The following is a 25190-nucleotide window of genomic DNA, read 5'->3' on the forward strand; positions in this document are numbered from 1 at the left end:
GAGCCTCAGACGGCCGGAGCAGCTTGTCGACCGGTTCGCCCGATCCTTGATGACTGGCCGGCGGTGACCTGCTGGACCATGGCGATGGCGAGGATGCACGCGAGGACCTGGACCGCGGCGATCCAGGGCTGGTTCGGGCTGCCTTCCAGGTCGACCGCCATGTAGAGCGGAATCGCGACGGACTTCGCGATCCAGGCTGCCCACCAGGCGTTGACGAGCCAGGTCGAGCCGTCCGGGCGGCTTGCCCGTGCGATGTCGAGGACGGCTCTGCGCGGTGCCCACCACATCACGACCGGTACGAACCACACACCGAGCGCGCGTCCCGGCGCGTAGGTGTGAGTCTTCGGGGCGAAGAGCTCGGCGTTCAGCCGGCACCGCCGGAACCAGCCGAGGAACACCACGACGGTCCCGAGGAACAAGGGCATGGTCCACATCCCCGTCGCCATGTAGACCTGGGACCCGCTCCCGTCGGTCACCCCGAGCACGGCCTGCTCGACGGCCTGTGCGAACAGCAACACCTGCGTGCCCGTCGCCAGCAGCCTCGGATCGCAGGCGCTCGGGACCTTGGACGACGGCTTCACGCGCAGATCTCCCCGGAGGTTCGCACGCGGCAGGGTTCGCCACATGATCGCTCAGACGATAGACGAGGGTTCCACAGCCCGCGTCCGCGCCTCCCCCGCCGCACGCTGCGGAGCCGTCGACGAGGCCGGCCGTCCCCGCGGCTCGGGGCGCACGGGCGACGATGGGCCGGCACCGGTTGTCCCGGTACCGGCCCATCGGTGGGTCGCGCGTGGTGGGGCCGACCGTTCAGCGCGGGCCGGCCTGCCTCAACGGGTCAGCGGACGCCCTCCGGCGTTCCGGTCTCGCGGCGCGGGAGCTTCCAGCCGGGGCGCACGAAGTGGCAGGTGTAGCCGTCCGGGTAGCGCTCCAGGTAGTCCTGGTGCTCGGGCTCGGCCTCCCAGAACGGGCCCACGGGGGCCACTTCGGTGACGACCTTGCCGGGCCAGATGCCGGAGGCGTCCACGTCCGCGATGGTGTCCTCGGCGATCCGCTTCTGCTCGTCGTCCTGGTAGAAGATCGCGGACCGGTAGCTGGTGCCGACGTCGTTGCCCTGCCGGTTCACCGTGCTCGGGTCGTGGATCTGGAAGAAGAACTCCAGGATGGTTCGGAAATCCGTCACCGCGGGGTCGAAGGTGATCTCGATCGCCTCGGCGTGGGTGCCGTGGTTGCGGTACGTGGCGTTCGGGACGTCACCGCCGCTGTAGCCCACCCTCGTCGCGATCACTCCGGGCTGCCGCCGGACGAGCGCCTGAACGCCCCAAAAACACCCACCCGCCAGGACAGCCTTCTGAGTCTGCACGGCCACCAGGTCCTCCCTACATCGTGTCTGGTAGCGCCAACGTGCAGGCGGCGGAGATCATTCCTTCCCACCGGTCCGGCCCGGCGCCGACCGGCCCGTTCACAGGTCCAGGGTGATCTCCGAGTCCGGCCGGGCGCAGCAGATCAGCGCGATGCCCCCGGCCGGCGGGTCCAGCGGCGCCGGCTCGTGGCGGACGCGGCCCGCCAGCAGCGCGGTCTCGCAGGTGTGGCAGACGCCGGTCCGGCAGGACCAGCGCACGGGTACGTCGCAGGCCTCCGCGAGGTCGAGCAGGCTCGCCCACCGCGGGTCCCAGGCGGCGGTGACCCCGCTGCGGGCGAAGGAGACGGCGGGCCCCGGGCCGGGGTCGCCGGGCGGCGGGTGCGGCGGCCGGGCGGCCGCGGGGGCGATGCCGGGGGTCAGCGCCGCCGCCGCGCCGAAGGTCTCGGCGTGGATCCGCTCGGGGCGCAGCCCGTACCCGGTGAGGGCGGCGGTCAGTTCGAGCTGGAAGGCGGCCGGTCCGCACAGGTAGGCGTCGGCGTCGGCGGGCAGGGTGAGGCGGCCGAGCAGATCCGCGGAGAGCCGGCCGGGGTCGGTGTAGTCGTTGCCCGGCCGGTCCTCGGGCCGGGCACGGCTGTAGCAGATCCGGGCGTGCCCGTCGGGGAGCCGAGCCAGCAGCGCCCGGGCCTCGGCGGCAAAGGCGTGGTCCGCGCCGTCGCGCGCGCCGTGCAGCCACCACACCGGCCGGGCGGACCGGGCCTCGGCGAGCGCGTGCAGCATCGCCAGGACCGGGGTGACCCCGACGCCCGCCGAGAGCAGCACCACCGGCCCCGGGCCGTCGGCCAGCGTGAAGCTGCCGCGCGGGGCGGCGACCTCGAGGCTGCCGCCCGGCGCGGCGTGGGCGTGCAGCCAGCCGCTGGCGGCGCCCGAGGGTTCGCGTTTGACGGCGATCCGGTACGTCGGGGCGCCCGGTGGGCCGGACAGCGAGTAGCTGCGGGCCAGCGGCGGGCCGTCCGGGCCCGGGTGCAGCCGGAGGGTGAGGTACTGGCCCGGGAGGGCGGCGGGCAGCGGGGTCCCGTCGGGGGCGGCCAGCCGGAGCGAGAAGATGCTCCGGCTCTCCTGGCGCACCCGGGTGACGGTCAGCGGGCGGTAGCCGGGCCAGGCGGGCGGCGGTTCGGGGGGCGGGCCCAGCCCCGCGTTGCCCGCACGCCCGGTGCCGTCCTTCCCCTCCTGATCCCGCAGGGCCCGGAACGAGCCCTGCCACCCGGGGCTGAGCGCGGGCACCTCCAGGGCCCGGACCAGGCGCTCGCGGGGGTGGCCGGGCAGGTACAGCAGCGCGTCGACCTCGGCCACGGTCATCCCGTCCGGGCCGGAGCGCAGCTTGACGATCTCGTCGCCCGCCTCGACCTCGCCCTCGGTGAGCACCCGCAGGTAGAAGCCGGGGCGCCGGTGGGAGACCAGCAGGGCCGGCATCGCGGGCTCGTCCAGCCGCAGGCCGACCCGGTAGCAGGTCACCCGGGGCGCGCTGACCTCGAACTCGGCCCGGCCGATCCGGTAGCGGTCACCGATCCGGACCTCGTCGTCCGCCAGCCCGTCCACGGTGAAGTTCTCGCCGAACCCACCCGGTTCGAGGTCGGTGCGGCCGAGCACCCGCTCCCAGTACCGGTAGGACTGGGTCTGGTAGACCATGACGGCGCGGTGCTCGCCGCCGTGGCCCCCCAGGTCGCCCTGCCCGTCCCCGTCGACGTTCAGCCGCCGGACCATCCGGGGGCCGGTGACCGGGCGCTTCCAGATGCCGGTGCGCACGGTCCGGCCCCGCCAGGAGACCTCGGCGGGCAGACCCACGTTGACGGAGACGAGCGTGGCCACGGCGGGTACCTCGCGACTGGGCACCGGACGGCTCAGCCGGTGGTGACGACCATCCGGAAGCGGGCGGCGCCGGCCATCATCCGGTCGTACGCCTCCCCGGTCTGCGCCAGCGGCACCGTCTCCACCATCGGACGGATCCCCTTCAGGACGCTGAACGCCAGCGTGTCCTGGACGTCCTGGGCGGTGCCCGAGGGGTGGCCGCGGATGACCCGGGCGCTGAACAGCAGCTGGTTCGGGGCGATCCCGAGCGGGGTGGCGTCGGCGCCGATGACCACCACCTCGCCGCGCGGGCGCAGGCCCTCCACGGTGGCCGTGATGGCGTCCGAGTTGGCGGCGGTGGCCAGCACGACCCGGGCGCCGCCGAGCGACTGCAGGGCGTCCGCGACGGGCGTGCCGGCCGTGCTGTCGATGTAGTGGTGCGCGCCGAGCCGCTCGGCGAGCTCGGCCTTCGCGCCGCCGCGGGCGATCGCCACGGTCTCGAAGCCCATCGCGTTCGCGAACTGCACCCCGAGGTGGCCGAGTCCGCCGAGGCCGAGCACGGCGACCAGGTCGCCGGGCCGGGCGGGGCTGCGCCGCAGGCCGTTGTACGTGGTCACGCCCGCGCAGCCCATCGGCGCCGCCTCGACGGACGACAGCGCCTCGGGGATCCGGGCCAGCGCGTCGGCGGGTGCGATCATCTGCTCGGCGTAGCCGCCGTCGTAGGCCCAGCCGGGGACCTTGAGGTTCTGGCAGACCACGAAGTCGCCCTGCCGGCAGGGCGGGCAGTGGCCGCAGCTCCCGCCGAACCAGCCCACCGCCACCCGGTCGCCCACCTGCCAGCCGCGCTGGGCGGCGCCCTCGCCCAGCTCCTCGATCCGCCCGGCCGCCTCGTGCCCGGCGACCAGCGGGAACCGGACGCCGGGCAGCAGGGCGCCCACGAAGGCCGCGTCGCTGTGGCAGACGCCGCAGGCCTCCACCGCGATCCGCACATGGCCGGGCCCCGGTCGCGGGACCTCCCGCTCGACGATCTCGAACGGACTGCCCAGTGCGGCGATCTGCGCCGCTCGATAGGTGCTCATCAGCAACTCTCCCGGATACGCGACGGATACGCGGTCGATCACGCCCCCGCCCACCAGCACACCAGCTCCCGCCGGATCACGCGCGCCGAGCGGGCCGGGCCTTCATGATCCCTTGCGGCTGGCCGAGTTGGGCCGGACGGGCGGCCTCAGGCGACCTCGCCCGCAGCCTGCCGGACGGCCTTGTCCAGGTCACCCGTGCTCACGTCGAGCTCCTTGGCGATCCGCTTCGCGGCCTTGAGCTCGGCCTTCTCCACCGCCTGGGCGATCGTGCTCGCCCCGACCACGACCAGGGCGGCCTGGCCGTCGTCGATGATCTCGCCGAACTCCTTGACGTCCGCCCGCGACATCCCGCGCCACAGGTGACCGCCCAGGCCGCCGACCGCGGCACCCACGGCGGCCGTCCCGATCAGCGCCGGCGGGAACAGCAGGCCGACCACCGCACCCGCCGCCGCGCCGCCCCACGCGCCGTGCCGGGTGGCCGTCTCGTCCTTGTCGACGTGCACCTTCCCGGTGTCGTCCTTGGTGACCACGGCGGCGTCGTAGCTCCCGACGGCACCGGCGGCGTGCAGGTCCTTCAGCACGCCGTAGTCGGCTCGCGCCGCGGCCTCGCTCGGGTAGGTGCCGATGAAGACGAAGACTGCGTCGGGCTTGGCCATCGGAGCTCTCCTGACTCACACGCTCGTACGGGTGCGGTGCGCCGCGCTCCCGCGGTACGGGGCGGCGCAGTGCCAGGATGCGGGCGGCCGGCGCGCCCCGCACCCCGGCGCCGGGCGAGCGCCCGACCGGCGCCGGCCTCCGCCCGCGGGTCCCGGGCGGCCACCGGCGGCCCGGTACGCGAAGCTGGGAGCAGGCACGGGGCAGGCGGGATTGCGGGAGGTGGGACAGGGTGGCACCCGGCATCGCTGCGCGGATCAGGCGGTCGGGCCGGTGGCGGCAGCCCTGGTTCCAGGTGGCGGCGATGGCCGCGCTGCCGGTCGCGCTGCTGGTGGTCGACGAGCTGACCCCGCCGAACATCCGGTTCGGGCCGCTGATGGTGGCCGCGCCGCCGCTGTCGGCCGCCTTCTGCAGCCCGGCCGGGGTGGCCGTGGTGATCGCCGTGATGTTCCCGTGCGTGATCCTCTCCGGGCACGCCAACGGGCAGCTGGGGTCGCCGAACTTCCCCGTCCAGCTCGCCACCATCCTGCTGATCAGCGTCGCCTCGCTGGTCGCCGCCGCGGTCCGGCAGCGGCGGGAGCGGCAGCTGGCCCGCTCCCGGTCGGCGGTCGGGGTGCTCCAGCACACCCTGCTGCGCCCGCCGCCGGACCGGATCGGCCCGCTCGACCTGGCCAGCCTCTACCTGACCGCCGACGAGGAGTCCTCGGTCGGCGGAGACCTCTACGCCGCCACCGTCGCCCACGGCAAGGTCCGGCTCCTGCTCGGCGACGCCCAGGGCAAGGGCCTGGCGGCGGTGGAGACCGCCGGGCAGGTGCTGGGCGCCTTCCGCCGGGCCGCCCGGCACCAGGTGCACCTGGCCAACCTGGTCACCGAGGTCGAGGAGAGCCTGCGCCAGGACCTCCTGGAGCGGGCCGCCGAGGCCGGGCGGGGCGCCGACCTCGGCGACTTCGTCACCGCCGTGCTGCTCGACCTGCCGGCCGAGGACGGCCGGGAGGTGCTGGTGGCCAACCTCGGCCACCCGCCGCCGCTGCTGCTGCACGCCGGCGCGGTGCGCCCGCTCGACCCGGCCACCGCCGCCCCGCCGCTCGGCCTCGGCGACCTGACCGGTGCCCGGCCCCCGGCCGACGCCTTCGACTTCCCGCCCGGCAGCACCCTGCTGCTCTACACCGACGGTGTCGTCGAGGCCCGCGACCGCACCGGCCGGTTCTACCCGCTCACCGAACGCCTGGGCCGCTGGCACGCGCTGGCGCCCGCCGAACTGCTCGACGCCGTCCACACCGATCTGCGCCGCCACGTCGGCGCCCGCCTCGCCGACGACGTCGCGATGGTCGCCGTCCGCCGCACCGCACCGGCGCCGGACACCCCCGGCGGCAGGCCCTGATCCCCGGCCCCGGCTGCCGGCCGCGCATGCACGAACACCGGGCAGAAAGAATTTCGGTCCCGGTCCGTCCTCCGTGTCGATCCCTGGCCGCGCCGTTCGACCTGGGATAGAGAGGGTCGGGAAGCGACCCCCCGAACGAGGAGACCGGTGATGGCGAAGTACATGCTGATCATGCGTGGCACGGACGAGTCGATGGCGAAGATGATGGAGACCCCCTTCGAGGAGATGCTCGAGACCATCGGCCGCTTCAACGACGAGCTGATCCGCGCCGGGGTGCTGGTGGCCGCCGAGGGCCTGGACGACCCGTCCAAGGGCGTCGTGGTGGACTACGGTTCCGAGCAGCCGGTGGTCACCGACGGGCCGTACGGCGAGACCAAGGAGCTGTTCGGCGGCTTCTACCTGATCGACGTGGCCTCGAAGGAGGAGGCGATCGAGTGGGCCAAGCGGCTGCCGGCGATCAGCGGGTCGAAGTGCGAGGTCCGGCGGGTGCCGGGGATCGACGAGTTCCCCCAGGACAACGAGTGGATCATCAAGGAGCGGGCGTGGCGCGAGCGGACGGGCCAGCTCTGACCGCCCCCGGCGGCAGCGACGGCCCGGCGGGCGCCGAGCAGGCGCGCCGGGCCGTCGAGGCCGTCTGGCGGATCGAGTCGGCCCGGATCGTCGGCGCGCTGGCCCGCTACACCGGGGACTTCGCCCTCGCCGAGGACGTGGCCCAGGAGGCGGTGGCCGAGGCGCTGGTCGCCTGGGCCCGGGACGGCGCCCCGGCCAGCCCGGTGGGCTGGCTGCTGTCGACCGCCCGGCGGCGGGCGATCGACCAGTTCCGCCGCCGGTCCGCGCTGGACGAGCGGTACGCCCAGCTGGCCGGCCGCCTCACCGAGGGCGGGGCCAGCTCGGGCGCGGCCGAGCCGCCGGAGCGCGCGAACGACCTCCCGTGGGACCCGGACCGGGTGGAGGACGACGTCCTGGCGCTGATGTTCGTGGCCTGCCACCCGGTACTCTCCCCCGAGGCCCGGGTGGCGCTCACGCTGCGCGCCGTCGGCGGCCTGTCCAGCGAGGAGATCGCCCGCGCGTTCCTGGTGCCGGTGCCGACGGTGCAGGCCCGGATCACCCGGGCGAAGAAGACCATCGCGGCCGCCGGGGTGCCGTTCGAGCTGCCACCGGCCGACCAGCGCCGCGAGCGGCTCGGCGGTGTCCTGAGCGTGCTCTACGTGATCTTCACCGAGGGCGCGACGGCCACCACCGGGGAGCAGCTGCTCCGGGCCGACCTCGGGTACGAGGCGATCCGGCTGGCCCGGATGCTCTCCGCGCTGCTGCCCGACGAGCCGGAGGTGTACGGGCTGCTCGCGCTGTGCGAGCTGACCGCGGCGCGCTTCCCCGCCCGGACCGGGCCGGACGGCGAGCCGGTGCTGCTGGAGGACCAGGACCGGCGCCGCTGGGACCGGTCGGCGATCCGCCGCGGGCTGGCCGCGCTCGGCCGGGCCGCCGCGCTCGGGCGGGGTCTCGGCCCGTACGGCCTGCAGGCCGCGATCGCCGCCTGCCACGCCGGCGCGCCCTCGGTGCCGGAGACCGACTGGGAGCGGATCGTGCTGCTGTACGAGGCGCTCGGCCGGGTGGCTCCCTCGCCGGTGGTGGAGCTCAACCGCGCGGTGGCGGTGGCGATGGCGGGCGATCCGCTGGAGGCGCTCGCGCTGGTGGACGAACTGGCCGTCGGCGGACGCCTGTCGGGCTCGCACCTGCTGCCGACCGTGCGCGGGGAGCTGCTGGTCCGGCTCGGCCGGACGGTCGAGGCGCGGGCCGAGCTGGAGCTCGCCGCCCGGCTCTGCCGCAACCTGCCCGAGCGCTCGGTGCTGCTGCGCAAGGCAGCCGCCCTGGCCTGACCCAAGCGGGCCAGGCCAGGGCGGGTCAGGCCAGGGCAGGCCGTCGAGGGCCGCTACCGCTGGGGCGAACTGCCGCGCAGGACCGGCTCGGCGGGCAGCAGCAGCCCGCTCGCCGGGGCGGCGGCCGGGTCCTCGACGGCGGTGATCAGCCGGTCGACCAGGTGGTGGGCGATGGCGGCGAGCGGCAGCCGCACGCTGGTCAGCGCGGGTTGCAGCAGGGTGCACAGCGGGATGTCGTTGAAGCCGGTGACGGCGACGTCGTCGCCGACCACCAGCCCGGCGGCGCGCACCGCCTGGTACGCGGTCAGGGCGAGCCAGTCGCTGGCGCAGACCAGGGCGGTCGGGCGGTCGGGGCCGGTGAGCAGGCGCCGGACGGCCCGGGTGAGGGCGGCCGGGTCGTCGTCGGGGACGCCGACCTCGAACCCGCCGTCGGGCACCCCGGCCACCGCCCGCAGGAAGCCCGCCCGGCGGTCGGCGAGCCAGGGCAGCGAGGCCGCGGAGTTGAGGTAGCAGATCCGGCGGTGGCCCTGCCCGACCAGGAGGTCGACCAGCGCGGCGGTGGCGGCGGTGGAGTCGATGTCCACCCAGTTCTGCGGGCGGCCGGGGGCGGTGCGGCCGAAGGCGGCGAACGGGAATCCGGCCTCGGTGAGCACGTCCACCCGGGGGTCGTCGTGCACCACGTCGGAGAGCACGAAGCCGTCCACCTGGCGGCCCGCGATGAGGCCGTGGAAGGAGCGGGCGACGGCGGCGGCGCCCTGTCCCGGGTCCGAGCGGAACAGCAGGACCCGGTGGCCGACCGCGTCGGCGGCGGTGACCAGGGCCTGCAGGAAGCCCCCCATCAGCGGGTTGGGGTCGGCGGGGTTGTCCGCCGGGGCGGGGTAGCCGATCACCTTCCGGGTGCCGGTGCGCAGGCTGCGCGCGGACTGGTCGGGCTGGTAGCCGAGTTCGTCGATGGCGGCGGTGACCCGGGCGAGGGTGCTGGCGCGCAGCCGCTGGGGTGCGTTGAGGGCGTTCGAGACGGTCTGCCGGGAGACCCCGGCGGCGCGGGCGACGTCCTCGATGGTCACCTGTCGAGCGGTCATCGTTCCTCTGCTGGCGGTGGTCGGCGGGCCGGGGGCGGCGGGCGGCCGCCCCCGCCCCCGGGGTCAGTGCTCGCGGGTGAGGGTCAGCAGGCCGCCGGTGGGGACGGTCACCGGGTTCACCCCGGCCGCGAGGTCGAGCACGGTCTCGGACAGGATCTCACCACGGCAGTCCTGGACGCGGGCGAGGGCCCGTTCCGGTCGGGCTGCGGTGAGCAGCACCAGCGGGTCGCGGTCCGCGTTGGCGACCAGCAGGGTCTGCGGGCCGCCGGCGGTGTCCCGCGCGGGCAGCTCGACGGGCAGCGGCGCGTAGCGGGCGACCACGGTGGTGCGGCCGTCGTGGGCGCGGACCAGCGGGTAGCCGAGGTCCGGCCGGGCGGGTTCGAGCGCCCCGAGCTGGAGCACCTCGGCGTGGCGCCGGAAGACGCCGAGCCAGAACCGCAGGACGGCGAGCTGCCCCGGGTCCAGGGCGCCGAGGTCGACGGAGATCTGCGGCACCGAGAACAGCGCGTTGATCAGGTGGACGGCGACCGCCTCGGGCGTCTCGGCGGCGTGCCACATGATCATGTCGGCGTGCACGGCGATCGGGCCGGCGGTGAGCCGGCAGTCGACCGTGCGCTGGCGGTTCTCGGCCGGGCTGAGCGGGCAGTCGGTGGCCCGGACCATGGTCGCGTACGGCCACAGGCCCGGCCCGACGTACGGCTGGCGGTGCTCGACGATCACGTCCGGCCGGGTGCGGCGCAGGCGGGCGTCGAGGTCGGCGAGCAGCCGGCGCAGGCCCTCGTGGACGGTGGCGTGGTCGGCGCCGGCCGGGGCGGGCGGCGGGTCGGCGACGGCGAACCGGTCGATGAAGTCGAGCTTGACGCCGTCCATCCCCCACTGCTCGACGGACCGGGAAACCTGGTCGATCAGGTAGGCGCGGACCTCCGGGTGGCGGGGGTCGAGCACGGCCGCGTCCAGGTGCGGCTCCTCACGCAGGATCAGCTTCTCGAAGCGGCTCCAGGCCGCGTTGTGCCGGCCGATGAACGGCAGCGCGTACCAGAGCAGGTAGGCCAGGCCGTGCCGGTGGACCTCGGCGACGTGCGCCGCCGGGTCGGGGAAGGCGGCCGGGTTGGCGTCCCAGTCGCCGCAGTGGCCGTAGCCCCGGGTGCGGTCGGTGGTCTGCCACCCGTCGTCGACGATGATGCTCGCGCAGCCGAGGTCGGCGGCGAGCGCGGCCTGGCGTTCGACGGCGACCGCGTCCACGTTCTGGTGCAGGCTGTACCAGGTGGAGTAGGCGGGCAGCCGGGCGGCGGGTGCGATGCCGGGGTGGCTCAGGCCCTCGGCCCACCAGGCGGTCACGTCCCGCAGGGTGGTGGCGAAGTGGCCGCCGCCGAGGTCGATCCGCAGCCGCAGCGGCGGGCCGTCCGGGGTGAGGTCCTGCTCGACGGTGAAGGCGAACTCCCCGCTCTCCTCGACCACCCCGGCGCCGACCCGCACCGGCTCGCCGCTGCCGCCGGCCGCGGCGGTGCACAGCGCGCGGTCGTCCGGGCCGACCAGGCTGGCGACGGGGGCACCGAAGGCGAGCGAGACGGTGCGGGGGGCGATCCAGGACGGCGGCAGCCAGCGGGAGGCGTTGGTGTCCGGGGTCCAGTAGGCGGTGGCCCCGGCGCACGGGACCCGCCACTCGGCGCGGACGGTCGCCGCGACCGGCACCCGGACCTCGACCAGCACGACACCGTCCCCGGCCGCCGTGACCTCGGTGTCCGCGCGGTCGGCGCCGAGCACGGTGAGGTGAACGGTGAGCGGGGCGCCGGTGCGGTGCACCAGGCCGGTGGCGAGCCGGAGGTGGCGGACGGTGGCGGGGGCGGGGCCGGCGGGTGTGTTGGGCCGCCAGGCCGGGACGGGCTGTGCCTCGGTGGCGTCCGGCTCGTCGGGCCGCTCGTCGGGCCGCTCGTCGGGCCGCTCGTCGGCGGGGTGTGCTGCGGTGGTCACGGCGGTCACTCCTTGGTGGCCCCGGCCAGCAGGCCGGAGATGAACTGGCGTTGCAGGACGAGGAAGAGGGCCATCACGGGGACGGCCGCGATCGCGCCGGCGAGCAGGACCTGCGCGTAGTTGGTGGTGGACAGGCCCTGGAGGGTCGCGGTGGCGACCGGCAGGGTGTACATCTCGGGGCTGCGCAGGGCGATCAGCGGCCAGACGAACTGGTTCCAGCCGCCGAGGAAGACGAACAGCGCGAGCGCCGCGATCACCGGCCGGTTCACCGGGATGACGATCTGCCGCAGCACCCGCAGCTCGCCGGCGCCGTCCACCCGGGCGGCGTCCAGCAGTTCGTCGGGCATCGAGCGCAGCGACTGCCGCATCAGGAAGATGCCGAACGGGGTGACCAGGCCGGGCAGGATGACGGACTGGTAGGAGTCGATCAGCCCGAACGTCATCATCATCTTGAAGATCGGGATCAGCATCACGGTGTCCGGGACCACCAGGGTGCTGAGCAGCAGGACGAAGAACAGGTTGCGCCCGCGGAACTCGAACTTGGCGAAGGCGTACCCGGCCAGGACCGACACGGTGACCGCGCCGACGGTCTGCACGCCGGCCACCACCAGCGTGTTGAGCAGCACCCGGGTCAGGCCGACGGACTCCTGGAGGCCGCGCAGGTTCTCCATCAGGTGGCCGCCGGGCAGCAGGGCGGGCGGCCAGGAGAACACGTCCTTGTCGTCCTGGGTGGCCGCCACGGCGAGCCAGTAGAACGGGCCGACGCAGAGCCCGAAGGCGCCGGCGAGCAGCAGGGTCAGCAGCGGGCCGCGGGCCTTCACCGGCGCTCTCCCATCAGGCGGACCTGCACGATGCCGAGCACGGACACCAGGAGCGCGAGCGCGTAGGCGAGGGCGGAGGCGTAGCCGAAGTCGAAGTACTTGAAGCCGTTGTCGTACAGGTACATGGTGACCGTCAGGGTGGCGTTGTCGGGGCCGCCGCCGGTGAGCACGTACGGCTCGTCGAAGAGCTGGAGCGTGCCGATGGTGGAGAGCACCACGGTCAGCAGCAGGATCGGCCGCAGCTGGGGCAGGGTGATCGCGGTGAACCGGCGGACCGGGCCCGCGCCGTCGACCATGGCGGCCTCGTACAGCTCGGTGGGGATGCCCTGCAGGCCGGCCAGGTACATCACCGCGTTGTAGCCGGTGTAGTGCCAGGTGATCACCAGGACCACGCCGACCCGGGCCCAGACCGGGCTGCCGAGCCAGTTCACCCGGTCGACGCCGAACAGGGACAGGACCCAGTTCAGCAGTCCGGCGTCGCGGTTGAGGATCACCGAGAACATCACGCCGGCGGCGACCAGGCCGGTGAGCGAGGGGACGAAGACGCCGAGCCGCCACAGCGCGCGCAGCCGGACCTTGGTGGAGTTCAGGCCGAGCGCGACCAGCAGGGCGAGGCCGAGCATCAGCGGCACCTGGACGGCCAGGATCAGGCCGGTGTTCCTGAGCGCGGTCCAGAAGAGTGGATCGGCCAGCAGGCGACGGTAGTTGGCGAGGCCGGCGAAGTGGCTGTCGGCGTCGTTGCCGGTGGTGAAGCTGATCAGGAGCGAGTCGGCGACGGGGTAGGCCTTGAACACGGCGAAGCCGAGGACGGCGGGCATGATCAGCAGGTAGGGGACGGAGTGCCGGGTCAACTGCCGGCGCCGGGCGGGGCGGCGCCGGCCGGCCGGCGGCACGGCGGCCGGTGCGGCGGCGCCGGCGGCGCCGGCGGCGCGGGTGGGGCCGGGAGGAGGGGCGAGGGCCATCGTGGTCAGGCCGCCAGCTGCCGGCCGGTCTGCTGGGCGAGTTGCCGGGCGGCGTCCTTGAGGGCGGAGGCCGGGTCGGCGCCCTTGAGCAGCACCTGGCTCTGCGCGTCGCTGGCCAGCTTGAGGGCGCGGGCGTAGTCGCCGGTGAAGTTGGTCGCGCCGGATCCGGCGCCGAGCGAGTCGACGAACGACTTGAGCGCGCTCTGGCCGCCGTAGAAGGCGTTGGGCGCGGCGAACATGGGGTCGGCGTAGGCGGCGGTGAGGGCCGGGAACACGCCGCCCGAGGTGAACATCCGGTTGATCTCGGCGGGCTTGGTGAGCGCGTACTCGACGAACCGCCAGGCGGCCCGGCGGCGCTTGCTCGCGGCGGCCACGGCCAGGTAGGTGGAGTTGACGATGGCGCTGCGGCCGCCGCCCGGGACGGCGGCCGGCGGCTGCATCACCCGCCACTTGCCGCTCTGGTCGGGGAACTTGGTGGCCAGGTACTCGACGGCCCAGGCCGGGTACGGCGCGGTGGCGAGCTTGCCCTCGCCGACCAGGCGCTTCCAGGTGCCCTGGCCGGCGGTGTCGGCCAGCAGGCCGGCGTCGTTCAGCCGCTTGATCACGGTGAGGGCCTGGACGGCGGCCGGCCCGGCGAGCGTGATCCGGCCGTCGTGGTCGAAGTAGAAGGCGTCCTGGAGCTGCATCAGGTTCTGGAAGAAGTCCATGTCCTGGGTGGTGCCGGGCTTGTCGAGCCCGAGCAGCTGGGCGCCGGTGGCGGCGAGCACCTTCGGACCGGCGGCGATCAGGTCGTCCCAGCTGGTGAGGGCGGTGGGGTCGACCCCGGCCCGTTCGAAGTGGTCCTGCCGGTAGAACAGTCCGAGCGGGTTGACCTCCCAGGGCAGGGCGTGGACGGCCTTGTCCTTGCCGACCACGGTCGGCCACAGGCCCTGGGCGAAGGCGTCCTGGTACCGGTCGGCGCCGTACCGGGAGAGGTCGGCCAGCCCGTTCGGGAACTTCTCCAGGTAGCCGGGCAGGTAGTCGACGCCGATGTGCAGCACGTCGGCCAGGCCCTTGCCGCCGGAGGCCAGGCCGACGGTGATCTTGTCCCAGATGGCCGGGTTGCCGACGTCCTGGATGTCGACCTGGATGCCGGGGTTGTCGCGCTCGAAGGACGGGACGACCCCGCGCAGCGCCTCGGCGGCGGTGGTCCAGCTCCAGACGGTGATCCGGCCGCTGTCACCGTCACCGCCGGCGGCGTCGCCGCTCGACCCGCCGGCGCCGCAGGCGCTCAGGCCCAGTCCGGCGGCGGAGGCGGCGGTCAGCTGGAGGAGTTGGCGGCGGCTCAGGGGGTGGGGCATGTCGGCTCCTGGGGGTGCGTGCGGGTGTGGGGGCTGGTGGGGATCGTGCGGGAGCTGGCGGTGCGGGTGAGGGTGCCCAGTGCGTCGGTGAGCAGGTCCGCCGCGGCGCCGGGGGTGGTGGCGTGCGGGGACAGGCGGATCCACTGCGCGCGGCGGGTGGTGGTGAGACCGGCCGCGGCGAGGGTGCGGTGGACGGTGGCGGGGTCGTGGCCGGGCAGCCGGAAGGTGCCGATCCCGGCGCGCTCGCCGGGATCCAGCCCGTCCGAGAGCACCTCGGCGCCCGCCCGGCGGGCCCGCTCCAGCAGGTCGGCCAGGGTGGCGCGGATCCGGGCGCCCTCGGCGGCGGGCCCGCCGCGGGCGAGCAGGTCGTCGACGGCCGCACCGAGGGCGACGGCGGCCGGGAAGTCCGGGTTGGTGGCGAGGTGGGCGGCCGCGCCCGGCAGCGGCGGCGCCGGATGGTGCGCGGCGAACGGGTCGGTGACGGCGGCCCAGCCGCCCAGCCCCGGCCGCAGGAGGTCGGCGCAGCGGTCGCGGATCAGCAGCACGGCCGCGCCCCAGCCGGCGCGCAGCCACTTCTGGCCGCCGCCGACCAGCACGTCGGCGGCCTCCGTCTCCAGCGGGACGGCGCCCAGCCCTTGGATGGCGTCCACGATCAGCAACCGGTCGGGGCCGAGCGCCTCCTTCAGCGCGGCGAGCGGTGCGAGGTGGCCGGTGAGCGAGTCGACGGCGCTGACGGCGAGCGCGGTCACCTCCGGGGTGAGGTGGTGGCGCAGCAGGTCCGCGGTGATGTGCCGGCCGCCGGCCGGGTCGACCAGCCGGACGGCCGGGCCGCCGCGCCCGGCGAACCGGAGCCAGGGGTAGAGGTTGGCGGGGAACTCGCCGCGCGGCACCAGGACGGTGCCGGGGCCGGGCAGCGCGGCCGCCACCGTGAACAGGCCGTTGCTGGTGGAGGGGGCGAGCGCGACCTCGTCCGGCCGGGCACCGAGCAGCCGGGCCGCCGAGCCCCGGGCGGCCTCGGCGCCGGCGAACAGCCGGTCGAGGTCACCGGGTGCGACCCGGGCGGCGAGCGCGGTCGCCCCCGCGATCGCTGCGGCGGCCGGGCGCGAGATCGGGCCGACCCGGGCGAAGTCCAGGTAGCCCGGCGCGGGCCCGACGAAAATTTGATCGTTCAAAGTCATACCCCAACGGGATACCAGCGCTCACTGCCCTGGATTTGAAGGTTCACATTAGAGAGCCGACACCTCCCCAGCAAGGGGTTGCGCGCAACTCCCACCGCTCGGACACCAACGGTCGGTCAGTGGTGGGTCAGTGCTGGGTCAGGGCAGCCGGGCACCATGGAGTCATCGCCCGGGGGAACGGCCAACACCCCGGGAGGATGGAGAGGTGCCCGGAGCGGTTCATCGGGTGCCAGGCCGGCAACGGCCAGCAGGGTCCTCGCGGCCCGCGCAGGTTCGAATCCTGCCCTCTCCGCCCCCTCATCGCCGACCGGCGTCGGCGCCCTCGCGCCCCGGCGCTCAGGCGGGTTGGACCTGGTCGAACAGGGCGAGGGCTTCGGCGGGGTCCGCGCTCACCAGGCGTTCCAGGCCGGCCCCGGTGATCTTCGCCCACCGGGCGGCCCGTGCCCACATCCGTTCCTCGAAGGCGCGGACGGCCTCGTCCAGGTCCTCGGGGCCGGCGGCGACGGCCTCGGCGAGTTCGGCACCCTCCAGCATCGCCAGGTTCGCGCCCGCCCCCAGCGGGGGCATCAGGTGGGCGGCGTCACCGAGCAGCGTCACGCCGGGGACGTGGGGCCAGGTGTGCGCCACGGGCAGGACGTGGAGCGGGCGGTGGACGAACGCCGCACCGTGGCGCAGGAGGTCGAGGACGGGAGCGGCCCAACCGTCGAACCGGGCCAGCAGGTGCGCGCGCACCGCCTCGGCGTCGGCCAGGTCGAGGCCTGCGTGCCAGTCCAGCGGCGCGCGGAACTGGGCGTACACCTTGGCGTGACCGCCGCCGTTTCGCTGGGCGACGACCGCGCGGTTCACGCCGTACACGGCCACGGCACCGTCGCCGATCAGCCGGGCCAGGTCGGGGTGACGGGTGTCGACCCGGTCGAGGGAGGTCTCGACCGCGGTGACGCCGGTGTAGTGCGGCGTCACGGGCGAGACGGCCGGGCGGGTCCGCGACCAGGCGCCGTCCGCGCCGACCACGAGGTCGAACAGCTCCGGCCGGCCGTCCTCGAAGTGGACCGCGACGCCGTCACGGGATCCCGGCACCACCTCGGTGACCCCCTTGCCCCACCGGACGTCCAGCGGACCGAGCAGCAGATCACGCAGCTGCCCCCGGTCGATCTCGGGATTGGCCTGCTCGTCGGGGCGGGGCCGCCAGTCGCGCAGGACGGTCCCGTCGGTGTCGAGGATGCGCATGGCCTGCCCCTCGGGACGGGACAGTGCGGCGAACTCCGCCAGCAACCCCGCCTTTTCCAGGGCGAGTTGGCCCATCCCTTCGTGCAGGTCCAGCGTGCCGCCCGGGGGCCGCGCGTCGGGGGACGGATCGCGTTCGAGGACGGTGACCGGATGGCCGTGGCGGTGCAGGACCCGGGCGAGGGTGAGGCCGCCGGGGCCGGCCCCGATCACGGCAATACGCTGTCTCATGTCGATACACTGTATTTCCCCGATACGATGCATCGCAAGGCCGACGGAAGACCGACAGGAAGGTGTGCCATGGGTGTCTGGGACCGGCCGGAGCCGCCGGCTCGCCCCGTCCCGCTCGACCGGGAGCGGATCGTCGTCGCCGCCGTAGCACTGGCCGACGAGGGCGGGCTCGAGGCGGTGTCGCTGCGCAAGGTCGCCGCCCGGCTCGACGCCGGCCCGATGCGGCTGTACGGATTCATCGCCACCAAGGAGGAGCTGCTCGACCTCATGGTGGACGAGGTCCAGGCCGAGATCGTCCCCGAGGAGCGGCCCGACGGCTGGCGGGCCGCGCTGCACGGCCTCGCCCATCGCACCAGGCGGGCCGCGCTCCGGCACGAATGGCTGGCCGACCTGCTCGGCGGCCGCCCGACGCTCGGCCCGAACGGCCTCGCCGTGACCGAGGCAACGCTGACCGCCCTCGACGGCCTCGCCGACATCGACACCGTGATGCGCGCCGTGGAGACCGTCGGCGCCTACACCACCGGCGCGATCCGGCGGGAGATCGCCCACCTGCGGGCCGAGCGCGCCACCGGCCTGTCCGATCTCGACTGGCAGCGCGCCCACGGCCCGCACGTGACGCGGATGTTGGCCACCGGCCGCTTCCCGGCGCTGAGCAGGGCCGTGCACGACGCCACGGAGGTGGACGCCGGAACCACCTTCGCGACCGGACTGGACTGGGTCCTCGACGCCGTGGCCGCCCGGCTCGACCGACCCCCGGCGTGACGCCCCGCGCCCCGGGCGGGCGGTTCGGCCCGGGGTGACGGGTGTGCGGACGGCGGGTCAGCCGCGGGTGTCGGCCTCGATCTCGGCGTCGACCACGGCGATGGCGATGCCCAGGGCCGAGGCGATGTTGCCCGCCGCGGTCATGACCCGGGCGGTGCCGACGATCGGCGCGATCGCCACCAGGACGTCCTGGAGCTGCTCGGCGGTCATGCCGGCGCGCAGCGCCGGGTCGATGTGCGCGAGGTAGGAGATCGGCGGCGCGTCCGAAGCGGCCAGCGCGGCGATGCGGGTGAGGATGAGCGTGTCCGGCGGGAGGCCGCAGCGCTCGATCGAGTCGATGGTCATGGCCGCCAGGGTGTCCATGACGGGGGTCTCGGATGCAGTGGCCATCAGGGGTGCCTCCTGTACGTCGCCGGCGCCGGGGTGGAGGATGCGGCGGAACTCACGGGTCCGCGGACGCCGAGCCTGTCCCACTTCACCGTAGAAGCCTCCCGGGCCCACCGCACCCGCCCGCCGGCCGGCCCCGGTCAGCCACGCCCGGAACGGCACTCCGGGCCGGGCCCGGCGGCAGCCAGGAACCGGTCGACGGCAGCTCGCACCGGGGCCGGCAGGTCGTCCAACTCCGATACGATCGAGCGGAGTTGGTGGCGCAGCGCAGGCCACTCGATCCAGCTGTCCGGGCCGGTCGTGAGCACCGCGGCGAGCAGGTCACCCGCGTACAGGTCGCCCTCCGCCGCCGGGTCGGCGCGCAGCACCTCGATCGCCACCGGTCCGACGATCGGGTCATCGCAGGAGCGTGCCGCCAGGCTCGGCCGCCGGGGCCTGCGCCGGTACGGCCCGGTCGGTGCCGGGCGGGGGTGTGGCGGTGCGGTGGGCGCGTTCGACGGCCTGGCCCCAGGAGGTGCCGGCCACCATCAGCGCGGCGCCGAGCCCGGCGAGCGGGGTGAAGTGTTCGCCGCCGAGGCCGATGCCGATCGCGACGGCCCAGACCGGTTCGGTGCCGAGCAGCAGGCTGGCCCGGCTGGCCGAGGTCCGCTGCACCGCCCAGGTCTGGGCGAGGAAGGCGAACACGCTGCAGAGCAGGGCGAGATAGCCGAGCTGGGCCCAGACCGCCGCCCCGGCGTGGCCGAGCGCCGGCAGCCCGCCGGCGGCGGGCAGCGCGAACAGCAGCGTGCCGACCACCATCTGGACGGTGGTGAGCTGCATCGGCCGTACCGGGTGCCGGCCGGTGAGCCGCCCGACCAGTGCGACGTGCGCCGCCCGGACGCCCGCGGCGAGCAGCATCAGCAGGTCACCCGCCCCCGGGGTGCGGAAGCCGCTGCCCGCCACCAGCAGCCCGACCGCGAGCAGGCACACGGCGGTGGCGGCGAAGAAGCGCGGCGGGAGGCGCCGGGCGGCCGTGCGGTCGAGCAGCGGGGTCAGCACGATGGTGAGGCTGATGATCAGGCCGGCGTTGGCGGCGCTGGTGTGCGCGACCCCGTAGGTCTCCACCAGCAGGACGGCGGCCTGGGTGATGCCCAGCACCGTCCCGTACCGGACCTCCTCCCGGGTGCAGGTCCACTGGCGGCGCCCGGCGAGCAGGGCGAGGCAGGCGAGCGCCGAGAGCAGGTAGCGCGCGAACAGCACCGCCGGCACCGGGAGGACGGCGGTGGCGGTCTTGGCGGCGAGGTAGCTGGAGCCCCAGACCAGGGCGACGAGGAGGAGCACTGCGTCAGTGCGGCGGGCGCGGATCACGCCCCTACGCTCCCCCACCGGGATCTTGAAGCCAAGAGCGACCTTCTTCATCGACCATGAAGTTTTGCTACACCGTCTCCTACACTGGGTGGATGAACGAGCGGCAGTTGCGGATCCTGCGCGAGCTCGGCGAGCTGGGCAGCGTCACCGCCGCCGCCGAGGCGCTGTCGATGACCCCGTCCGCGGTCTCCCAGCAACTCCAGCTGCTGCAGCGGCCGATCCCCGTCCCGCTGACCGAACGCGACGGCCGGCGCCTGGTGCTGACCGAGGCCGGTCAGGCGCTGGCCGCCGCCGCGGTGGAGGTGGAGACCGCGCTGGCCAGGGCCCGGCACGTGGTGGACGAGTTCGTCGAGCAGCCGGACGCGGAGGTCTCGGTGGCGGCCTTCCACAGCGCGGCCTCGGCCTTCTTCCCGATCCTGCTGCGCGACCGGGCCGGCTCCGGACTCCCCCGGCTCGCGCTCGCGGACCAGGACGTCGCCCGTGACCGGTTCCCCCCGCTGACCCGGGAGTACGACCTCGTCATCGCCCACCACCCGGACCACGCTCCCCCGTGGCCGCCGGGCGTCTCGGCCGCCACTCTGCTGGTCGAGCCGCTGGACGTGGCGATGCCGGCCGATCACCCGCTGGCCGCGGCCCGGCGGGTGACCCCGCGGGAGGTGGCGGACCAGCCGTGGATCACCGTGCACGACGGGTTCCCGCTGATGGCCACCATCGACGGGATCTCGGCGGCCGCCAACCGCCGGCTCGACATCGTCCACCGGATCAACGAGTTCGCGGTGGTGGCCGAGGTGGTCGCGGCCGGCGGCGGGCTCGCCCTGATGCCCCGCTGGACCGTGCCCCGCCACCCGGCGCTGGTGCTGCGCCCGCTGAGCGGGGTGCCGGCCCGCCGCCACATCGACGTCCTGGCCCGTCCGGAGCGCCTCGCCCGGCGGGCCGTCCGCACGGTGCTGGCCGAGCTGCACCGGGCGGCGGCCGCGGTCCAGGGCCGGCGCAAGGCGTCGTAGCGGGCACGGCCCCCGCGGACGGACCGGCGCCGTGCGCCGAACGGGTGGACTCGCCGGGCGGCCCGTCGGTCCGGGTGCCGCGTCGCCGGCCCGGGTGGTGACGTGGCCCTCCGAATCCCCGCCCCGGAGGAAGCCCATGCCCCGCACCCCGTCCCGCCGGCTGCTCGCCGCGGCCCTGCTCGCGCTGTCCGTGCTCGCCCCGACGGCCGCCGCGCCCGCCACCGCCGCACCGGCCGCGCCCGCCACCCGGCCCGGCACCCGGCCCGGCACCGCGTCGCCGGACGGGCTCGGCCCCGAGCTGACCGCCCGCCTGGACCGCGCCGTCGAGGAGGTCCGCCGGCAGGCCGGCATCCCGGGCGCCGTCGTCGGCCTCTGGCTGCCCGGCCGGGGCAGTTACGTCCGCGCGAGCGGGGTCGCCGACACCGCCACCGGTGCGCCGATGACCACCGGCGTGTTCACCCGGATCGGCAGCGAGACCAAGACCTTCACCGTCACCGCGCTGCTCGAACTGGTCGACGACGGCCTGGTCCGGCTGGACGACCCGATCTCCGCGTACGTCGACGGGGTGCCGTGCGGCGACACCATCACGCTGCGCCAGCTCGCCGGGATGCGCAGCGGACTCTTCCCGTACAGCGAGGACCCGGACTTCGACCGGGCGCTGGAGAGCGACCCGACCCGGACGTTCAGCCCGCAGGAGGTGCTCGCGTACGGCTTCCGGCACGACAACGACTTCGGTCCGGGCGAGAAGTTCGAGTACTCCAACACCAACCTGGTGCTGCTCGGCCTGGTGGTCGAGAAGGTCAGCGGGCGCAGCCTCGCCGACTTCGTCCGCGCGCGGGTGCTGCGACCGTCGCACCTGGACGGCACGCTGTTCCCGAGCGGGGCGGAGTTCCCCGAGCCGCACGCGCAGGGCTACAGCGACGAGACCCCGAGCGGTGAGGTGGCGGACGCCGCGGACTGGAACCCGAGTTGGGCCTGGGCGGCCGGCGCGATGATCTCCGACCTGCCCGACCTGCGCCGCTGGGCGGAGATCGTGGCCACCGGGCGGCTGCTGCGGCCGGAGACCCAGCGCGAGCGCCTGACGATGCTGCCGACCGGCTTCCCCGGCACCGGTTACGGCCTCGGCATCATGGAGACCGGGGGCTGGATCGGGCACAACGGCTCGATCCCCGGCTACGAGACGGTCGCCGTGCACCTCCCCGAGCAGCGGGCCACCCTGGTGCTGATGATCAACACGGACATCCGCTACCAGGGCCAGGAGCCGTCCACCCTGCTGGCCCGCGCGATCACCCAGGTGGTGACCCCGGACCACGTCTACGACGGCTCGGTCCCGCCGCGGTAGGGCCGGTCCGGCAGGCCCTGGGCGAGGAGTTGACGGTTGCGGTAGCGGCCGGGGGTCTCACCGACGAGCGCGGCGAACGCGTCGATGAAGGTCGTCGGGTTGGCCCAGCCGCAGGCGAGGGCGGTGTCGGTGACGGACTTCCCCGCGGCGAGCCGGGTGAGTGCGTGGTGGACGCGGAGCTGGGTGCGCCACTGGGGGAAGCTCATCCGGAGCTCCTGCCCGAAGAGCCGGCTGAGCGTCCGCTCGCTCGCCCCGACGCGCGCGCCGAGCTCGGCGAGGGTCTGCTGGTTGGCGGGGTCGGCGTGCAGGATGCCGGTCAGCGCGCGGAGCCGGTCGTCGGCCGGCTCGGGCAGGTGCAGGGGCTGCTCCGGCGCCGCGATGAGCTCGTCGACGACGACCGCGTGCAACCGGTCGACCGCGTCCGGCGCCCGCCCTCCGGTGTCGGTCTCCTCCGTGGTGAGGGCGAGCAGGGCTTCGCGGGCGAGGCCGGAGACGGTGAGCACGGCGGGATGCGCCGGCAGCCGGGCGGCGAGTGCGTCCGGCAGGAACAGGATCCGCATGTCCGCGTTGCCGTGCGCGGTGTGGTGGTGCTCGAAGGCCGCGGGAGTCCACGCCACCCGGGTCGGCGGAGCGATCCAGGTCCCCCCGGCGGTGGTCACGGACAGCACGCCGGTGGCCGGGTAGACCAGGTGACCGCGGTCATGGGCATGGGTGGGCAGCCGCTGCCCGTGCGCCAGGACGAGGCGGCCGCGCTCCGCGCGATCAAGATGGCGGGTTTCCCTCATGGATTGGCATCTTATCGGTGGCCCGCCGCCCCGGATCCGCCCGAGAGTGGATGCCATGAACAGCCCAACGACCCATCAGGCCCCGGCGGTCCGCCCGTCGGCGTCCCGTCAGCCGTCCCCTTCCGGACCGGTCGCGGCGCGCACCGTCCGAGCCGCTCTCGCGTTCGGCCTGGCCGCACTGAACCTGCGCATCGCCGTCGCGTCGCTGTCCCCCGTCCTCACGGAGGTCGAGCACGACGAGCACCTCTCGTCGTTCGGCGGCGGAGCCCTCTCGACGGTCCCGGTCGTCTGCTTCGGGGCGTTCGCGTTCCTCGCGCCCCGGCTCACCCGCCGCTTCGGCCCCCACCACCTGCTCTGGTACGCGCTGCTCGCGCTGAGCGGCGGCATCGTGCTGCGCTCGGTCCCGGGCGTGCTCGCCCTGTTCGGGGGCACCCTGATCGCCGGTGCGGCGATCGCGGTCGGCAACGTCCTCATGCCGCAGCTCGTCAAGCACGACTTCGCCCACCGCGCCGGACTGATGCTCGGCTGCTACTCCCTGGCCCTGTCCGGTGGGGCCGCACTCGCCGCGGGCGTGGTCGTCCCGCTGGAGTCGGCCACCGGCTGGGGCTGGCGACAGGTGCTCGCGCTGGGGGCGATCCCGTCCTTCATGGCCGCCCTCGCCTGGCTCCCCGAACTCCTCGCACCGGGCCGGAGTACCCCGAACCGCCGGCGGCAGGAGCCGGCGGACCACGAAGGAGCCGGTACCGCCCCACCCGCGCTCGGGGCGTTGTGGCGCGACCGGACCGCCTGGGCGGTGACCCTGTACATGGGTCTGCAGTCCCTCGGCTACTACGCGATCCTCGCCTGGCTGCCGACGCTCCTGCAGGACCACGGCATGAGCGACAGCCAGGCAGGATGGATGCTCTCCTTCTCGAGCTTCCCCGGCATGGCCGCCTCCTTCGCGGCGCCCTGGCTGCAGCAACGTCTGCGCCCGGCCTTCGTCGCGCCCCTGGCGGCCGCCGTGCTGTGCGCGACCGGCTTCGTCGGCCTGCTCACGTCCCCCGTGGCGGGCGCCTACCTCTGGATGACCGCCCTCGGACTGGGCCAGGGCCTCGCCGTCGGTCTCGCCCTCGGCTACATCGTCGCCCGCTCGCCCGACGCGCACCACACCGGCCGGCTCTCGACGATGGCCCAGGGGATCGGCTACCTGATCGCCTGCCTCGGCCCGCTCGGCCTCGGCCTGCTGCACTCCGCGAGCGGGGGATGGACGCTTCCGCTCTCCGTGCTGCTCGCCGTACTCGTCGCCCAGAGCGTCGCGGCCTACGGCGCGAGCCGCGACCGCCACGTCCTGACGTCCTGACGTCCTCCTGACCGGCCGGCGCGGGCGAAGGCCACGCAGCCCTGCGGCCGGGCGCGGCACGGTAGTTGCCCGCGGGCGTACCGGGGTGCCGGTGGCCGGCGCCCTGGTGCGGCGCGTGCTCCGGCGGGACGTCCGCGGGCTCAGCCGCGGAAGCTGGCGCTGCGCTCGTCGAGGTAGATCGACCGCGGCCGGAAGGGCTCGCCGCCGTGCGGCGGCCTGAGCTCCACACCGAGCTTGCGGACCCCGATCGCGGCCCAGACCAGCCCCTCGGAGAAGGACTGGAGCCGCCACTCCTCCTGTGCGGCGAACAGCGGGCGCACCGCCTCCCAGCCGCGTCCGGGCACGAAGCGGCAGACCGCGGCGGCCCGGTCGCCGGTCACGTCCCAGAGGGATCCCACCAGCGAATCGCCGTGCCAGACCTCGTAGTCGGCTGATCTCCTCGCGGCCTTCGGCATCCGGCCACCTCCCTGCGTCGTGCCCGACCGTAGCCGTCGGCGGCCCGCTCCGGTGGTCCGTGAACCCAACGGATGGTGACACTTGGGTGTCCGCCGGTGAAGACCGGTGCACCGCGGGCCGGACGACCGCCCCGCGTGCGCGGAGGGCGCGAGCGGTACGGCTGCGCGCCGGGCGCGGCCGGACGGCTCCGCGCCCCCGACGGCGCGCGGGCGGCGCGGCAGGCCAGCGGCCGGGCGTCCGCGCCTACCATCGCGGTATGGCGTTCTTCCAGCTCACCCGGCGCTGCCCGCTGCCCCCCGCCGAGGCCTGGCGGCGGATGACGGACTGGGAGCGGCACGCCGGGCCGGTGCCGTTCACCACGATCCGGGTGACCAGCGCCTCCGGGCAGGGGGTGGGGGCGGCCTTCACGGCCCGGACGGCGGTCGGGCCGGTCGGCTTCGACGACGCCATGGAGGTGACGCACTGGCAGCCGCCCGAGGCCGGCCGGCCGGGGCTGTGCCGGCTGGAGAAGCGGGGCTCGACGGTGACCGGCTGGGCCGAGATCGAGGTCCGCGCCGACGGGACGGGCTCGGCCGTCCGCTGGCGGGAGGACCTGCGGGTGGCGGCGCTGCCCGGCCTGCTCGACCGGCCGACGGTCTGGAGCGGGCGGCTGCTGTTCGGCCGGGTGGTGCGACAGCTGCTGGACGGGCGGAGCTGACCGGCGCCGGCGGCGGCGAGTGGTCCGTGCGGGCGAATTCCCGCCGGTCGCGGGGCCGGCGCCGGA

25 protein-coding genes and 1 tRNA gene are annotated in these 25190 nt (G+C 75.0%); 9 read left to right on the top strand and 17 right to left on the bottom strand.

Features of this window, described 5'->3' with window-relative positions; all coding sequences use genetic code 11:
- Nucleotides 1–5: 5 nt before the first annotated feature.
- The 5 genes from ABT014_RS15335 to ABT014_RS15355 all read right to left on the bottom strand — a co-directional run bounded on the left by ABT014_RS15335 (nucleotide 6) and on the right by ABT014_RS15355 (nucleotide 4940).
- On the bottom strand, nucleotides 6–626 hold the full coding sequence (locus ABT014_RS15335) for a DUF4328 domain-containing protein (protein ID WP_350639220.1): 621 nt from the start codon (nucleotides 624–626) through the stop codon (nucleotides 6–8).
- Between the two features lie 209 nt (nucleotides 627–835).
- Nucleotides 836–1366 (bottom strand): peptide-methionine (S)-S-oxide reductase MsrA, encoded by a 531-nt coding sequence (gene msrA, locus ABT014_RS15340; protein WP_350639221.1) that lies wholly within the window; start codon nucleotides 1364–1366, stop codon nucleotides 836–838.
- A 93-nt stretch (nucleotides 1367–1459) separates the two neighbouring features.
- Nucleotides 1460–3226 (bottom strand): MOSC domain-containing protein, encoded by a 1767-nt coding sequence (locus ABT014_RS15345; RefSeq protein ID WP_350639222.1) that lies wholly within the window; start codon nucleotides 3224–3226, stop codon nucleotides 1460–1462.
- 32 nt (nucleotides 3227–3258) lie between these two features.
- On the bottom strand, nucleotides 3259–4284 hold the full coding sequence (locus ABT014_RS15350) for an alcohol dehydrogenase catalytic domain-containing protein (RefSeq protein WP_350639223.1): 1026 nt from the start codon (nucleotides 4282–4284) through the stop codon (nucleotides 3259–3261).
- 146 nt (nucleotides 4285–4430) lie between these two features.
- On the bottom strand, nucleotides 4431–4940 hold the full coding sequence (locus tag ABT014_RS15355) for a DUF1269 domain-containing protein (protein ID WP_350639224.1): 510 nt from the start codon (nucleotides 4938–4940) through the stop codon (nucleotides 4431–4433).
- A gap of 230 nt (nucleotides 4941–5170) precedes the next feature.
- Between ABT014_RS15355 and ABT014_RS15360 the strand changes: the two genes are divergently transcribed.
- The 3 genes from ABT014_RS15360 (at nucleotide 5171) to ABT014_RS15370 (ending at nucleotide 8196) form a co-directional block, all read left to right on the top strand.
- Nucleotides 5171–6319: a PP2C family protein-serine/threonine phosphatase gene (locus ABT014_RS15360; RefSeq protein WP_350639225.1), complete on the top strand. Its 1149-nt coding sequence runs from the start codon at nucleotides 5171–5173 to the stop codon at nucleotides 6317–6319.
- A 150-nt stretch (nucleotides 6320–6469) separates the two neighbouring features.
- Nucleotides 6470–6889, top strand: coding sequence for a YciI family protein (locus tag ABT014_RS15365; protein ID WP_350639226.1), 420 nt, complete (start codon nucleotides 6470–6472; stop codon nucleotides 6887–6889).
- Complete coding sequence (locus ABT014_RS15370; RefSeq protein ID WP_350639227.1) at nucleotides 6862–8196, top strand: RNA polymerase sigma factor; 1335 nt, start codon at nucleotides 6862–6864, stop codon at nucleotides 8194–8196. The genes ABT014_RS15365 and ABT014_RS15370 overlap by 28 nt, the downstream gene beginning before the upstream one ends.
- A 53-nt stretch (nucleotides 8197–8249) precedes the next feature.
- On the opposite strand, the gene ABT014_RS15375 is transcribed toward ABT014_RS15370, so the two are convergent.
- The 6 genes from ABT014_RS15375 to ABT014_RS15400 form a co-directional block, all read right to left on the bottom strand.
- Entirely contained in the window at nucleotides 8250–9278 is a 1029-nt protein-coding gene (locus ABT014_RS15375; protein ID WP_350639228.1) for a LacI family DNA-binding transcriptional regulator, read from the bottom strand.
- 63 nt (nucleotides 9279–9341) lie between these two features.
- Nucleotides 9342–11249, bottom strand: coding sequence for a glycoside hydrolase family 36 protein (locus ABT014_RS15380; RefSeq protein WP_350639229.1), 1908 nt, complete (start codon nucleotides 11247–11249; stop codon nucleotides 9342–9344).
- Between the two features lie 5 nt (nucleotides 11250–11254).
- Nucleotides 11255–12070: a carbohydrate ABC transporter permease gene (locus tag ABT014_RS15385; RefSeq protein ID WP_350639230.1), complete on the bottom strand. Its 816-nt coding sequence runs from the start codon at nucleotides 12068–12070 to the stop codon at nucleotides 11255–11257.
- Nucleotides 12067–13032 carry a carbohydrate ABC transporter permease gene (locus ABT014_RS15390; RefSeq protein WP_350639231.1) on the bottom strand — a complete coding sequence of 322 codons (966 nt, stop codon included), beginning with the start codon at nucleotides 13030–13032 and terminating at the stop codon, nucleotides 12067–12069. Before ABT014_RS15390 ends, ABT014_RS15385 begins: the two co-directional genes overlap by 4 nt.
- Nucleotides 13033–13037: 5 nt before the next feature.
- Nucleotides 13038–14372, bottom strand: coding sequence for an ABC transporter substrate-binding protein (locus ABT014_RS15395; protein WP_350639232.1), 1335 nt, complete (start codon nucleotides 14370–14372; stop codon nucleotides 13038–13040).
- On the bottom strand, nucleotides 14357–15550 hold the full coding sequence (locus ABT014_RS15400; protein ID WP_350639233.1) for an aminotransferase class V-fold PLP-dependent enzyme: 1194 nt from the start codon (nucleotides 15548–15550) through the stop codon (nucleotides 14357–14359). Before ABT014_RS15400 ends, ABT014_RS15395 begins: the two co-directional genes overlap by 16 nt.
- A gap of 199 nt (nucleotides 15551–15749) precedes the next feature.
- Here ABT014_RS15400 and ABT014_RS15405 point away from each other — a divergent pair.
- Nucleotides 15750–15842 (top strand) — tRNA-Cys (locus tag ABT014_RS15405).
- 44 nt (nucleotides 15843–15886) lie between these two features.
- Here the strand turns inward: ABT014_RS15405 and ABT014_RS15410 are convergent.
- The gene (locus tag ABT014_RS15410) at nucleotides 15887–17005 is read right to left on the bottom strand and encodes an FAD-dependent oxidoreductase (RefSeq protein WP_350639234.1); all 1119 of its coding nucleotides are present in this window, start codon (nucleotides 17003–17005) and stop codon (nucleotides 15887–15889) included.
- A 69-nt stretch (nucleotides 17006–17074) separates the two neighbouring features.
- Between ABT014_RS15410 and ABT014_RS15415 the strand changes: the two genes are divergently transcribed.
- Complete coding sequence (locus ABT014_RS15415) at nucleotides 17075–17767, top strand: TetR/AcrR family transcriptional regulator (protein WP_350639235.1); 693 nt, start codon at nucleotides 17075–17077, stop codon at nucleotides 17765–17767.
- A gap of 57 nt (nucleotides 17768–17824) precedes the next feature.
- Here ABT014_RS15415 and ABT014_RS15420 read toward each other — a convergent pair whose 3' ends face one another.
- The 3 genes from ABT014_RS15420 to ABT014_RS15430 all read right to left on the bottom strand — a co-directional run bounded on the left by ABT014_RS15420 (nucleotide 17825) and on the right by ABT014_RS15430 (nucleotide 19501).
- Nucleotides 17825–18157 (bottom strand): carboxymuconolactone decarboxylase family protein, encoded by a 333-nt coding sequence (locus ABT014_RS15420; RefSeq protein ID WP_350639236.1) that lies wholly within the window; start codon nucleotides 18155–18157, stop codon nucleotides 17825–17827.
- A 137-nt stretch (nucleotides 18158–18294) separates the two neighbouring features.
- Nucleotides 18295–18534: a contact-dependent growth inhibition system immunity protein gene (locus tag ABT014_RS15425; RefSeq protein ID WP_350639237.1), complete on the bottom strand. Its 240-nt coding sequence runs from the start codon at nucleotides 18532–18534 to the stop codon at nucleotides 18295–18297.
- Between the two features lie 16 nt (nucleotides 18535–18550).
- Complete coding sequence (locus ABT014_RS15430) at nucleotides 18551–19501, bottom strand: DMT family transporter (protein ID WP_350639238.1); 951 nt, start codon at nucleotides 19499–19501, stop codon at nucleotides 18551–18553.
- 92 nt (nucleotides 19502–19593) lie between these two features.
- On the opposite strand from ABT014_RS15430, the gene ABT014_RS15435 reads away from it, so the two are divergent.
- Nucleotides 19594–20505 (top strand): LysR substrate-binding domain-containing protein, encoded by a 912-nt coding sequence (locus tag ABT014_RS15435; RefSeq protein WP_350639239.1) that lies wholly within the window; start codon nucleotides 19594–19596, stop codon nucleotides 20503–20505.
- Nucleotides 20506–20641: 136 nt separating this feature from the next.
- Entirely contained in the window at nucleotides 20642–21847 is a 1206-nt protein-coding gene (locus ABT014_RS15440) for a serine hydrolase domain-containing protein (protein WP_350639240.1), read from the top strand.
- Here ABT014_RS15440 and ABT014_RS15445 read toward each other — a convergent pair.
- Nucleotides 21820–22632: an AraC family transcriptional regulator gene (locus ABT014_RS15445; protein WP_350639241.1), complete on the bottom strand. Its 813-nt coding sequence runs from the start codon at nucleotides 22630–22632 to the stop codon at nucleotides 21820–21822. The genes ABT014_RS15440 and ABT014_RS15445 overlap by 28 nt on opposite strands.
- Nucleotides 22633–22687: 55 nt before the next feature.
- On the opposite strand from ABT014_RS15445, the gene ABT014_RS15450 reads away from it, so the two are divergent.
- On the top strand, nucleotides 22688–23971 hold the full coding sequence (locus ABT014_RS15450; RefSeq protein ID WP_350639242.1) for a CynX/NimT family MFS transporter: 1284 nt from the start codon (nucleotides 22688–22690) through the stop codon (nucleotides 23969–23971).
- A gap of 140 nt (nucleotides 23972–24111) precedes the next feature.
- Here the strand turns inward: ABT014_RS15450 and ABT014_RS15455 are convergent, their stop codons facing one another.
- Nucleotides 24112–24426: a hypothetical protein gene (locus tag ABT014_RS15455; RefSeq protein WP_350639243.1), complete on the bottom strand. Its 315-nt coding sequence runs from the start codon at nucleotides 24424–24426 to the stop codon at nucleotides 24112–24114.
- A gap of 257 nt (nucleotides 24427–24683) precedes the next feature.
- On the opposite strand from ABT014_RS15455, the gene ABT014_RS15460 reads away from it, so the two are divergent.
- Nucleotides 24684–25124 carry an SRPBCC family protein gene (locus ABT014_RS15460; RefSeq protein WP_350639244.1) on the top strand — a complete coding sequence of 147 codons (441 nt, stop codon included), beginning with the start codon at nucleotides 24684–24686 and terminating at the stop codon, nucleotides 25122–25124.
- The last annotated feature ends 66 nt before the right edge of the window (nucleotides 25125–25190 follow it).

This window comes from Kitasatospora sp. NPDC094015, from assembly GCF_040304075.1.
Taxonomy (GTDB): Bacteria; Actinomycetota; Actinomycetes; order Streptomycetales; family Streptomycetaceae; genus Kitasatospora.